Genomic DNA, 11,603 nt, shown 5'->3' on the forward strand with positions numbered 1-11,603 from the left:
CGCCGATGACGCCCGCGGCGGCGGCGGTCGTCGCACCGACGATCCGCGCGGCGCGCGGCGACCAGGAGCGAGCGGCCGTCATCTCGGTCACCGCGTCGAGGGTGTCGTCGATCAGCACCGCCGGCTCCTCGGCCGGTCCCTCGCGCAGGACCAACCAGGTGCCGTCGCCGATGTCGGCGTCGCGCAGCGTCTGACCCGGTGCGAGTGCATCGCGACCCAACGGGCTCAGCGACCATTCCACGGTCGGGTCGGTCACGTCAGGCGGTCCGGCCAGCCGGAGCACCAACTCGTCGAGGAAGTCGGTGATCGGCAGATCGGCCGGCAGCCCGACGTCGATGCTGGATTCCGGTCCGGCCACGGATACGCGCGCCCAAGCGGTCATGAATCATCCCCCCAGATGAAGCTCCCCTTGCCGCAACGGTCTACCAGCCCGCCGCGCGGCTCCGCGGCGAAATCGCCAAACCGGTTGGCGCAATCCGCACCGCACCGCCGGTGGACGGCGTTAGGGTGCGGGCGGGCATTCGGGGGAGTGCCCGTGAGTCAACGATCTGGGGGGATCAATGGCTGATTCGACGCGTCTGTTCGTCCGCGAGACGAGGATCGCACCACCGCCGGCACCCGGTGGCGATGTGGATCTGGTTGCGCCGCCGGAGGTTTCGCGCCCCGTTCCGAACGGCCTGGCCGCGACGGCGCTGCCGGCGATCATGGTGGTGGCCGTCGTCGGGATGATCGCGCTGATGTTCGTGACCGGTGGTCGGTCGGTGCTCGCGAACCCGCTTTTCCTGATGTTCCCGATGATGATGCTCATGTCGATGGTCGGCATGTTCGCCACCGGTGGGCGGGGTGGTGGCAAGCGGTCGGCCGAGCTCGGGTCCGAGCGGCGCGACTACTTCCGCTACCTGGCGCAGCTGCGCGGCCAGGTCGCCACGACGGTCGACGAGCAGTCGGCCGCGCTGCGCTGGTGCCACCCGGCTCCGTCGGCGCTCGGGCGGGTGATCGGCTCGCGGCGGATGTGGGAGCGCCGCCACGGCGACGGGGACTTCGCCCACCTGCGCGTCGGGGTCGGATCGCAGCGACTGGCGACCCGGCTGGTGCCACCCGAGATGGCGCCGCCCGAGGACCTCGAACCCGTCGCCATGGTCGCCCTGCGGCGCTTCCTCCGCGCCCATGCGGCCGTCCACCGGTTGCCGATCGCGGTTTCGTTGCGCGGTTTCCCGGTGATCGCCATCGACGGGCCGGCCGATGAAGCGCGGGCCCTGATGCGGGCGATGTTGGTCCAGTTCGCGGTGTGGCACGGCCCGGACCAGGTCCGTCTCGCCGTCGCCGCCCATCGCGACCGCTGGTCGCAGTGGGACTGGGTCAAGTGGCTGCCGCACGCGGCACGGACGGGTGCGGCCGGCGACGGCGGTCCTCTCGGTCGCGGGCCGCTGTTGGTGGAGTCGTTGGGCGAGGTCGAGGCCGAACTCGCACCGGTCTTCGCCGAGCGGACCCGGTTCACCCGCGGCGAGCCCGGCACCGGCGCCCAGCCGTTCGTGCTGATCGTCCTCGACGGCGCGACGGTCACCGGGGACGAGCGACTGGCCGGCGAGGCCGGCATCGACGGTGTCGGCATCTGCTCACTGGGCGGCGAGCTGGCGCAGGTCGCGCTGCGGCGCGGGCTGGCCCTGGAGATGGTCGGTTCGAAGCTCGCCGCGCGCACCGCGATCGGGACCGAGGAGTTCGCCGTCGCCGACCAGATGAGCGTCGTCCAGGCCGCGGCCCACGCCCGACGATTGGCCGTGCACCGCCCGGCGACCGCGCTGCGGGCCCTGGCCGACATCGGCGACGACGAGCCGGCCACCGACCCCGGACTCGCCGAGCTCCTCGACCTGGGCGATCCGCGGGTTTTCGATCCGGGTGCCCGCTGGCGCGGGAGGGTCGGTCGGGAACGGCTACGGGTGCCGATCGGCTACGCGCCGGACGGCAGCGCGGTCGAACTCGACCTCAAGGAGAGCGCGCACGGCGGGATGGGCCCGCACGGTCTGTGCGTAGGGGCGACGGGATCGGGAAAATCAGAGCTGCTCCGCACCCTCGTGCTCGCCCTGATGGCCACGCATTCGCCCGACGAGCTGAACCTGGTGCTCGTCGACTTCAAGGGCGGGGCCACCTTCCTCGGGCTCGAACGCAGCCGACACGTCGCCGCGGTCATCACCAACCTCGAGCAGGAGCTCGCACTCGTCGACCGGATGGGCGATGCGCTGCGCGGTGAGCTGAACCGCCGCCAGGAGGTCCTGCGCGCCGCCGGCAACTTCGCGAACGTGACCGAGTACGACCAGGCCCGTGCCGACGGTGCCGACCTGCCGCCGCTGCCCGCGTTGTTCATCGTCGTCGACGAGTTCTCCGAACTGCTCGCCCAGAAGCCGGATTTCGCCGAACTGTTCGTCGCCATCGGCCGGCTCGGGCGGTCGCTGCACATCCATCTGCTCCTCGCGTCCCAGCGGCTCGAGGAGGGGAAATTGCGCGGCCTGGACTCGCACCTGTCGTATCGGATCGGGCTGAAGACCTTCTCGGCCAACGAGTCGCGCTCGGTGTTGGGCGTGCCCGACGCGTATCACCTGCCGAGTGTGCCGGGCTCGGCCTACCTCAAGTGCGATTCGGCGCCGCCGCGCCGGTTCAACACCTGCTACGTCTCCGGTCCGCTCGCCGACAGCGCCGACGACGACCCGGCCGGCGAAGGTCCTGGTGGCACGGGCGCTCGAAGCGGTGGGTGGGTGGTCGACTTCGACTTCAGCTCGCCGAGCGTGCCCACAATCGCGCCGAGCGTGCCCACAATTGCGCCGACCGTGCCTTCGGCGCCGCGACGTTCGGGTCCCTCGTTGCTCGACGCCCTCGTCGAGCGAATGGTGGGACGGGGCTCTCCGGCGCACGAGGTGTGGCTGCCGCCGCTGGACGAATCGCCGCCCGTCGGTGACCTGGTCGCCGCGGTGCCGGGGATCGCCGGCGAGCTGCGGCTGCCCGTCGGGATCGTCGACCGCCCGTACGACCAGCGCCGCGAACCGCTCATCGTCGATCTGGCCGGGGCCGCGGGCAACGTCGCGATCGTCGGTGGGCCGCAGTCGGGCAAGTCGACGGCGGTCCGCACGCTGATCGCGTCCGCGGCGGTGACCCACACACCGTCGCAGATCCAGTTCTACTGCCTCGACTTCGGAGGCGGTGGTCTCGCGGCGCTCGCGGGTCTGCCGCACGTCGGGTCGGTGGCGACCCGGTCCGATCCCGAGCGGATCCGGCGCACCCTTGCCGAGGTGCGGGCGGTACTGGCGCGACGTGAGGAGGCGTTCGCGCGGTTGGGCGTCGAGTCGATGCGCGAGTATCGGGCCCGGCGGACACCCGGCGACGACGATCCGCACGGCGATGTCTTTCTCGTCATCGACGGGATGGGTGTGCTGCGCGACGAGTTCGAAGAGCTCGAGCAGGCGCTGGGGGCGATCGCCCTCGGCGGGTTGTCATACGGGGTGCACGTCGTGGTCACGGCGACACGGTGGGCGCAGATCCACCCGTCGGTCCGCGACCTCCTCGGTTCGCGCATCGAATTGCGACTGGGCGACCCACTCGACTCGGAGATGAGCAGACGGACCGCCGAGCTCGTACCCGCCGACCGTCCCGGTCGCGGTATCACGATCGAGGGGCTGCACCTGCTCGTCGCGCTGCCCGCCCTCTCCCGCGACGCCGAGCTGGGCGGATTGGTCGACGCGGTCCGTGCGCAGCATCCCGACGATCAGGCACCACTGGTCCCGCTGCTGCCGGCGGTGCTCGGGCTCGACGACCTGCGGGCCCAGCTGGCCGGGGTGGACCTGGCGCTGGGCGTCGTACCGGTCGGGATCGGGGAGGCGGACCTGTCCCCGGTGCTCGTTGACTTCCGGTTCCGCCCGCACCTGCTGGCCTTCGCCGACGTCGAGCACGGCAAGACGACGGTGCTGCGGACGTTGGCCGCGGGACTGGTGGCCGGCGCCGAACCGGAGCAGGCGAAGCTCGTCGTCGTCGACTATCGCCGGACGATGCTCGGTGCGGTTCCCGATTCGCATCGGGCCGGATACGCGAGTTCGGCGGCCTCGGCGGGGCCGATGATGGCCGAGCTCGCCGCGCTGCTGGAGGGGCGCCTGCCACCGGAGGACGTGACGCCCGAGCAGTTGGCCGCGCGCGACTGGTGGAGCGGACCGGACATCTACCTGGTGGTCGACGACTACGACATGGTCGCCACCGCGTCGGGCAACCCGCTTCTGGTCCTCGTCGATCTCCTGCCCAGTGCGCGCGACATCGGCTTCCACCTGATCCTCGCGCGTCGCTCCGGCGGCCTCTCCCGGGCGTTGTTCGATCCGGTGATCGCCCGACTGCGCGACCTGTCGACCGACACCCTGCTGATGAGCGGCGACCGCGACGAGGGCTACATCGTGGGTCAGACGCGGATGTGCCGTCGTGTTCCCGGCCGCGGCGAGTTCGTCACGCGCACCGGCAGCGAGATCGTCCACGTCGCGAGCGGGTCGTGAGCCGTCCGCTGGCCATCGCGCGCAGCCACGCCGACGCCGGTGTGGCCGCGATGCTCGTCGTCGCGACGGACGGCCCCGAGTGGGTGGTGTATCGCGCGGCGGGGGCGTCCGCCACAGCGGTCGGGACCCCGCTGCGGGGCGCCGCCGCCGACGTCGTGCGGGGGCTGCCCGCGTTGATGTCCGGGATCGACCTGGTCGTGCTCGACGCGCGGGGGCCGGGCGCCCGGGTGGCGTTGCGCAGATTGGCCAACGTCGTCGGACCGGCGCGACTCCTCGTCGTCGACGAGGAGCGCCTCGCCCGATTCGGTGCCCACGTTTCGTTGCCGCCGGTCGTGCCGTTCATTCCGACGTTCGTCCGTCGCCCCGGTCGCCGATGGCCCGTCGCCGCGGCGGCGGTCGCGCTCCTCGCCGTTGTCGGCGGGCTCGCGACCCTCACTCGCGCGCGGACCGGAACCGCGTCGCACGTCGTCGTGGTCGGGGAGGTGCGCGTCGCCGCTCCCGCGGGTTGGCGACGCACCGATCTCGCGGGTGACCCGGCGCCGCGGGTGGCCCTGGTCGACGCCGACACGGGGAGCCGCATCATCGTCGCGGTGAGCCCGCTGCGCTCCGGAGCCACTGGGGACTCGGTCGCCGCCAGCCTGGCCGAGCGGATTCGCCAGCGCGGCGACGACGCCGTGAGTGACTTCGCCGCGCGGGCCCGCTACGCCGAGAGGTCCGTGATCGCCTATCGCGAGACCCCGGACTCCGGATCGCCGATCCGTTGGTACGTGCGGGTCGTCGACGCGGATCCGGGCCGACGGCAGGTCAGCATCGGGTGTCAGGACTCCGGATCGTCGCTCCTGGAACGGGCCTGTCGTCGCGCCGTGGGCACGGTCGGCGAAATCTAGGGCACGGTCGGCGAGATATTGGGCACGGTCGGCGAAAATCTGGGCACGGTCGGCGGAGTTGTTCAGGGCTTGGGGAGCCTGGCGGTGAACTCGAGCTTGACCTCGTCGTCGACCTTCAGCGCGCCCATGGCCAGTGAATAGGGCTTCAGTCCCACAGCCTTGTGGCTGATGGTCGTCGCGGCGCTCAGATCCCAGCCGCTGGCAGTCTCCTTGACCGCGACGTCGACCTGTTTGGGAATGGTCGTGCCGGCGACCGTCAGCTCCCCGTCGAGGTGATAACCGCCGTCGGTGGGGGAGACCGTCGACGCGACGTAGGTGATCGTCGGGAACTTCGACGCCTTCAACGACTTGAGAGCGTTGGAGCGGGCCATCGACTTTTCGGCGCCGGTCATCGGGGTCACGCCGCCCTCGCCGCTGAGCACCTCCAGCGAATCGAGGACCACCGTCAGCGACACCTTCTGCGGGACCTCGCCGTCGACGTCGACCGTGCCGGCCCAATCAGTGAAGTCGATGGTCAGCCGGTGCCCGGTCTTGGCGGCGGGCCCGGTCTTGTCGGTCGTGATGATCAGCTTGCCGTCGGCCGGGCCGATGCTCCACTGCGCTGCGTTCATGACCCCGACCCTATGCGCGCGGTGGGCCCCTTCGCTCGTTTTGACCCTGCTCGCCGCGCTGAAGTACTCTGGTCCGCTGGTGCTTCGGCATCGGTGAGGCCTCTGGCCTGCGCCGATAACCGGAACCTCGGGTCCCAACTGGTCGCCGAGGCCACTCCGCCAGGGCATCGGACCAGCAGTCACGACAAAGAGTTGAGGACCAACCGTGTCTACCTACACCCCGAAGGCGGGTGACATCACGCGCACGTGGCATGTCATCGACGCCACCGACGTGGTGCTCGGCCGCCTCGCCGTTCAGAGCGCAACGCTCCTGCGCGGCAAGCACAAGCCGACCTACGCCCCCCACGTTGACGGCGGCGACTTCGTCGTCATCGTCAACGCCGACAAGGTCGCCATCACCGGCAACAAGGCCACCGGCAAAATGAAGTACCGCCACTCGGGTCACCCGGGCGGCCTCAAGTCCCAGTCGCTGGGCGACATGCTGGCCACCAAGCCCGAGCGTGCCGTCGAGCAGGCCATCAAGGGCATGCTGCCCAAGACCAAGCTCGGCCGTGCCATGGGCTCCAAGCTCAAGGTCTACGCCGGCCCGAATCACCCCCACGCGGCCCAGAACCCCGTGCCCTTCGAGATCAAGCAGGTGGCCCAGTGAGCGACGAGAACGTGACTGAAGAGAACATCGAGGTCGTCGACGCCGACGGTGCCGAGACCGACGTCGAGATCGCGACCGACGACTACACCACCGAGTCGGAGGCCCCGGCGGCCCCGCGCGTCGAGCGCGCCCCCGTCGTCCTGGACCACCCGATCCAGACCGTCGGCCGCCGCAAGGAGGCCGTCGCCCGCGTCCGCCTGGTGCCCGGCACCGGCAAGTTCATCCTGAACGGCGGCCGCGACCTGGAGACGTACTTCCCGAACAAGCTGAACCAGCAGCTCGTGAAGTCTCCGCTGGTGACCGTCGACCGCGACGGCGCCTTCGACATCCACGCCCGCCTGCACGGCGGCGGCCCGACCGGTCAGGCCGGCGCACTGCGCCTGGCCATCGCCCGCGCGCTGATCGAGGTCAGCCCGGAGGACCGCCCGGCCCTGAAGAAGGCCGGCTTCCTCACGCGTGACCCGCGTGCGGTCGAGCGCAAGAAGTACGGCCTGAAGAAGGCCCGCAAGGCATCGCAGTACAGCAAGCGCTGACGCGAGTGTCTTCGACCGAAGTCCAGGCCAAGCGCCTGTTCGGAACCGACGGCGTCCGCGGTCGGGCCAACGCCGAGCTCACTGCCGAGCTCGCGTTGCGCCTGGCCGCGGCCACCGCGGAAATCCTCGGGGCCGATGTCGACCGCCCGACGGCGGTCATCGGCCGCGATCCCCGCGCTTCGGGCGAGTTCCTGGAAGCGGCGGTGTGCGCCGGCCTGGCCGCGCACGGAGTCGACGCGATCCGCGTCGGCGTCGTCCCCACCCCGGCGGTCGCCTTTCTGACCGCCGAATACGGCGCGACGTTCGGCATCATGATCTCCGCGTCGCACAACCCGATGCCCGACAACGGCATCAAGATCTTCGGTGCCGGCGGGCACAAGCTCGACGACGCCGTCGAGGACCGCATCGAGGCCGCGATGGCGACCGTCGAGCAGGTCGAGCGGCCCACCGGGGCCGAGATCGGCCGCCTCGTCGACGCCCCCGACGCCGCCGAGCGCTATCTGAGCCACCTCACCCAGCAGATCTCGGCCGACCTGTCCGGCGTGACGGTCGTCGTCGACTGTGCGCACGGCGCCGCGTCGACCCTCGGCCCCCAGGCCTACCGTGACGCCGGTGCGACGGTCATCGCGATGCACGCCGAGCCCAACGGCCTCAACATCAACGACGACTGCGGCTCCACCCACATGGGCAAGCTGCAGGCCGCCGTCGCCGAGCACGGCGCCGACCTGGGGCTGGCCCACGACGGCGACGCCGACCGCTGCCTGGCCGTCGACGCCCGCGGCGAACTCGTCGACGGCGACATGATCATGGCGATCCTCGCGACCGCGATGGCCGACCGCGGCACCCTCTCCGACGGAGTCCTCGTCGCGACCGTGATGAGCAACCTCGGCCTGCACCTGGCGATGGAGAAGGCCGGCATCGAACTGCGCACGACCGCCGTCGGCGACCGCTACGTGCTCGAGGAGCTGCGCCGCGGTGACTACTCGCTCGGCGGCGAGCAGTCCGGCCACATCGTCGTCCCCGCCGCGGGCACCACCGGCGACGGCATCCTCACCGGCCTGCTGCTCATGGAGCAGCTGGCGGCCACCGGCAAGACCCTCGAGGACCTCGCCGCCATCATGACCGTGCTCCCGCAGGAGCTGATCAACGTCAAGGTCGCCGACAAGCACGCCGTCGCCGAGGCCGACACGGTCCGCGAGGCCGTCACCGAGGCCGAGAGCGAGCTCGGCGGCGAGGGACGGGTGCTGCTGCGCCCGTCGGGCACCGAGCAGCTCGTCCGCGTGATGGTCGAGGCGCCCACCGCCGATGCCGCCCACGGCATCGCGACGCGCATCGCCGACGTCGTCGCCGCCGCCGGCAGCTGAGGGCACCACGCACGAGATTGCGTCTCGGTTGCGATTGGGACTCAACGTGCGATGGTGGCTGGTCTCCGTGAACACCCCTGGCTAGTGTTACTGATGTGACTGGTGTGACTAAACGACGCAAGAACTCGGTGCTCACGCGCACCGTGGTGGCTGCTGCTGTGGCGCTCGGCGTCGGCGTCGGCGGAGCCACCGTCGCCGGTGTCTTCGGACACGACGCGAAGCCCGAGTTGGCCTCGCGCACCGCCGTCCTGGACTTCGGCTCGCTCAACCAGAGCCCCTTCGGTCCGCAGCCCGCCGACAAGCCGGTGCCGCCGGCCAAGCATAAGCCGCATGCGGTCAAGCCCGGCGCCAAGCACCCGGGCCAGAAGAAGCAGCGCAGCTACCGCGTCCGCAACAACAACCTGCCCGGCGTCGGCCGCGTGTGCGGCGCGCCGCAGGCCAGCCGCATCCGCACCACCGCCAAGGGCACCGTCGTCTGCGCGCACATGGGATCGGGCAAGTACCGGTGGATCCGCATCAACGGCGTCGACCCGCAGGTCCGCAAGCCCGGCGTGAAGTGCACCGGCCAGTACACGACGGCCCGCAGCCCGCGCGGCAAGGCCATGCAGTGCGCCCGCGGCCGCTGGACCTACAACGGCTGACGACGCTCACATCGCGCCGCGGGCGAGAATCCCGTCCGACCACGACGCGGACACCGCGGTGAGGCCGCGCATGACCTTCGCGTAGCGCGGCATGATCTCCAGCGGCCGGTGCTTGGCCGCGTACACGATCCATTCGCCGGCGGCGGGCGCGGACAGGGCGGGCGCGTTGTCGTAGGCGCCGGTCGGCGCGATCATCGGTGTCGCCACCAAGGGGTAACAGACGTTGGTCACGTCGACGCCGGTGTCGGTGAGCTCGGCGGCCAGGCTTCGCCCGAAGGTCGCGAGCGCCGCTTTCGACGCCGCATAGGCGGCAAACTTGGGCATCGCGCCGTTCGTCACGCCCCAGGTGCAGACGTTGATGAAATGTCCTTCGTCGCGGCGGATGAACTCGTCGAGGACGCCGAGCGTCATCGCGACCGGGCCGAAGTAGTTGATCGCCATGGTCCGCTGGAAGTCGTGGAAGCGACCCGTCGAGTCGGCCACGTCGCGACGGATCGAGCGACCGGCGTTGTTCACGACGATGTCCGGGGTGCCGTAGCGGGTGAGGACGCTGTCGAGCACGTCGCCGACCCCCTGTTCGGTGGACAGGTCGCCGGGTACCGGGAACGCGAGCCCGCCGGCGTCGGCGATCTCCTGGGCGACGCGCTCGAGGCCCTCCTCGCCGCGTGCGACGAGGATGATCTGCGCCCCCTCGGCCGCCAGCTGCTTGGCCCCCTCCTCACCGATGCCGGAGGAGGCGCCGGTCACGAGGACGAGCTTGCCGGTCAGATCGCGGGGCGCGACCTTCTCGGCGAGGTCGTGGACGGTGACCGCGCGCTGCAAGGCGGTGTGCGTCGCGATCCGGCGGGAGCCGCGCGCCAGGTTGTCGAGGATCTTGTTGGCCATGGGAGTCAGGCTAGTGCCTGGGCGGAGGGAACCGTTCGCGGCCCGGCTGCGTCTAAGGAACATGAGCACGGGGACCCGGGGTGTACGTCTGGATCCGGCGGAGGCGTCGCGGCTCGCGGTGGACTGTCGGCGGATCGCGGACGTCATCGACGAGCACGTCGCGCTGCTGCGAACCGGCGACTACCGGGGTCTGCGGGACCGCCGCAGTGCGGGGTACCGCCCGGCCGTCGACGCCGTGGCGGCACGACTGGCCCGCCGATCGACGGAACTGCGCGCCGCGGCACGCGGATTGGCCACGCGCTCGTCGGCGATCACCGAGTCCGACGACGCCGCTGCCCGGCGGATCGCGGCGCTCGCCGGGCGACGGGGGCCGTCGTGAGTCCCGGCGCTCGCCTCGGTGTCGACCTGGACCGTCTGGGCGCCGACGCGGCTCTCCTGGCGACCGTGGGAGCGGGACTGGGGGACCGTTTGGCGGAGGTCGTCGCCTTGCGGCACCGTGCCGAACGGCTCGGCGGGGTCGACGACGGGACGCTGGTCGAGCTGCCGGACCGACTGCGCCAGGACCTCGACGCGCTCGGCCATCTCCAGGAGGCGGCGGGTGCGGCATGGCAGGGTCTGGTCGCGGTCGGCGCACGACTGGCCCACGTTCTCGACGAGGCCGGCGCCACGGGCGGCGCTGTCGCCGAGCCCGACGACGGGGACCGGCCCGATGGTTGGGTCGAGAACGGGGAGGTCGAGCGCGCGCTGGTCGCCGCACGGGCGGGCGCGACCCGGATCGACACCGAACTCGGCCGCCTCGACGGCGGTGGATCCGACGGCGAGTTGGTGCTGATCGGCGGGCGCTGATGGCCGATGCCGACGCGGCTGCGCGGATCCGGGAAGCCGCCGACCAGTGCTTGGCGGCGATCGATGCCTGTCGTCGTGATCGGGTCGACGACCCACCTCGACCGCCCGTGGCGCGTGAGTCGGCCGTCGCCGGCGCCCATTCGCGGCGCCTGCTACGCCCGGCCGGGTGGTGGGAATAAGCTCGGGGAGTGTTTGGCAGAAAAGCAACGCCGCCGCCCGCGCCGCCCGCGGAGCTGATGACCCGGCTGGCCCGCCGCGGACCCCACAAGGTCCTGCGCGGTGACCTCGCCTTCGTCGGCGTCCCCGGCCAGATCTTCACCCCGGAGTCCGGCAGCGGTCTGCCGCTGGTGGTCTTCGGCCACGCGTGGATGGCCGACGTCGGCCGCTACCGCGACCTGCTGTTCCACCTGGCCACCCACGGCATCGTGGCGGCCGCGCCCGACGTCGAGCGCGGGCCCGCCCCGTCGGACGTGGCCCTCGCCGCCGCGGTCCGCACCGCCGTCGCCGGATTGCCCGGGGTTCGGCTGGGGCTGAGCGAATCGGTGACCGTCGACCCCGACTCGGTCACCGTCGCCGGCCATGGATTCGGTGCCGCGAGCGCGGTCCTCGCCCTGGGGCCCGACGTCCTCGCCGCCACCGAGCCGGTCCGCGCGGCGAGCCTGGC

12 protein-coding genes are annotated in these 11,603 nt (G+C 71.6%); 9 read left to right on the forward strand and 3 right to left on the reverse strand.

The window, feature by feature from the left end:
• A partial coding sequence (locus QM634_RS07755) for an EsaB/YukD family protein (protein ID WP_415042197.1) occupies positions 1 to 358 on the reverse strand: 358 nt, incomplete at its 3' end.
• 202 nt (positions 359 to 560) lie between these two features.
• On the opposite strand from QM634_RS07755, the gene eccCa reads away from it, so the two are divergent.
• Both eccCa and QM634_RS07765 read left to right on the forward strand, forming a co-directional pair.
• Complete coding sequence (gene eccCa, locus QM634_RS07760; protein WP_415042198.1) at positions 561 to 4,523, forward strand: type VII secretion protein EccCa; 3,963 nt, start codon at positions 561 to 563, stop codon at positions 4,521 to 4,523.
• Entirely contained in the window at positions 4,520 to 5,410 is an 891-nt protein-coding gene (locus QM634_RS07765) for a type VII secretion-associated protein (protein ID WP_415042199.1), read from the forward strand. Before eccCa ends, QM634_RS07765 begins: the two co-directional genes overlap by 4 nt.
• 62 nt (positions 5,411 to 5,472) lie before the next feature.
• Here QM634_RS07765 and QM634_RS07770 read toward each other — a convergent pair whose 3' ends face one another.
• Positions 5,473 to 6,021 carry a YceI family protein gene (locus tag QM634_RS07770; RefSeq protein WP_415042200.1) on the reverse strand — a complete coding sequence of 183 codons (549 nt, stop codon included), beginning with the start codon at positions 6,019 to 6,021 and terminating at the stop codon, positions 5,473 to 5,475.
• Positions 6,022 to 6,226: 205 nt separating this feature from the next.
• Here QM634_RS07770 and rplM point away from each other — a divergent pair, with 205 nt between their 5' ends.
• From rplM to QM634_RS07790, 4 genes are all read left to right on the forward strand, one after another.
• The gene (gene rplM, locus QM634_RS07775) at positions 6,227 to 6,670 is read left to right on the forward strand and encodes a 50S ribosomal protein L13 (RefSeq protein ID WP_415042201.1); all 444 of its coding nucleotides are present in this window, start codon (positions 6,227 to 6,229) and stop codon (positions 6,668 to 6,670) included.
• 11 nt (positions 6,671 to 6,681) lie between these two features.
• Positions 6,682 to 7,203 carry a 30S ribosomal protein S9 gene (gene rpsI, locus QM634_RS07780; RefSeq protein WP_415042202.1) on the forward strand — a complete coding sequence of 174 codons (522 nt, stop codon included), beginning with the start codon at positions 6,682 to 6,684 and terminating at the stop codon, positions 7,201 to 7,203.
• A 5-nt stretch (positions 7,204 to 7,208) separates the two neighbouring features.
• Positions 7,209 to 8,567, forward strand: a complete 1,359-nt coding sequence (gene glmM, locus QM634_RS07785) for a phosphoglucosamine mutase (protein WP_415042203.1) — start codon at positions 7,209 to 7,211, stop codon at positions 8,565 to 8,567.
• Positions 8,568 to 8,662: 95 nt separating this feature from the next.
• Entirely contained in the window at positions 8,663 to 9,208 is a 546-nt protein-coding gene (locus QM634_RS07790) for a hypothetical protein (protein ID WP_415042204.1), read from the forward strand.
• A gap of 6 nt (positions 9,209 to 9,214) precedes the next feature.
• Here QM634_RS07790 and QM634_RS07795 read toward each other — a convergent pair whose 3' ends face one another.
• Positions 9,215 to 10,093, reverse strand: coding sequence for an SDR family NAD(P)-dependent oxidoreductase (locus tag QM634_RS07795; RefSeq protein WP_415042205.1), 879 nt, complete (start codon positions 10,091 to 10,093; stop codon positions 9,215 to 9,217).
• 61 nt (positions 10,094 to 10,154) lie between these two features.
• On the opposite strand from QM634_RS07795, the gene QM634_RS07800 reads away from it, so the two are divergent.
• The 3 genes from QM634_RS07800 to QM634_RS07810 form a co-directional block, all read left to right on the forward strand.
• Positions 10,155 to 10,472: a hypothetical protein gene (locus QM634_RS07800; protein ID WP_415042206.1), complete on the forward strand. Its 318-nt coding sequence runs from the start codon at positions 10,155 to 10,157 to the stop codon at positions 10,470 to 10,472.
• Positions 10,469 to 10,939, forward strand: a complete 471-nt coding sequence (locus QM634_RS07805) for a hypothetical protein (RefSeq protein WP_415042207.1) — start codon at positions 10,469 to 10,471, stop codon at positions 10,937 to 10,939. Before QM634_RS07800 ends, QM634_RS07805 begins: the two co-directional genes overlap by 4 nt.
• 188 nt (positions 10,940 to 11,127) lie before the next feature.
• The coding region (locus tag QM634_RS07810; protein ID WP_415042208.1) for a chlorophyllase/cutinase-like alpha/beta fold protein at positions 11,128 to 11,603 on the forward strand (476 nt) is incomplete at its 3' end.

Origin of the sequence: Gordonia sp. (in: high G+C Gram-positive bacteria), assembly GCF_047606305.1 — a bacterium.
Lineage (GTDB): Bacteria > Actinomycetota > Actinomycetes > Mycobacteriales > Mycobacteriaceae > Gordonia.

Coding starts and splice junctions, on each gene's coding strand:
- eccCa (WP_415042198.1), top strand. CDS start 561: ATGGCTGATTCGACGCGTCTGTTCGTCCGCGAGACGAGGATCGCACCA.
- QM634_RS07770 (WP_415042200.1), bottom strand. CDS start 6,021: ATGAACGCAGCGCAGTGGAGCATCGGCCCGGCCGACGGCAAGCTGATC.
- QM634_RS07795 (WP_415042205.1), bottom strand. CDS start 10,093: ATGGCCAACAAGATCCTCGACAACCTGGCGCGCGGCTCCCGCCGGATC.
- QM634_RS07800 (WP_415042206.1), top strand. CDS start 10,155: ATGAGCACGGGGACCCGGGGTGTACGTCTGGATCCGGCGGAGGCGTCG.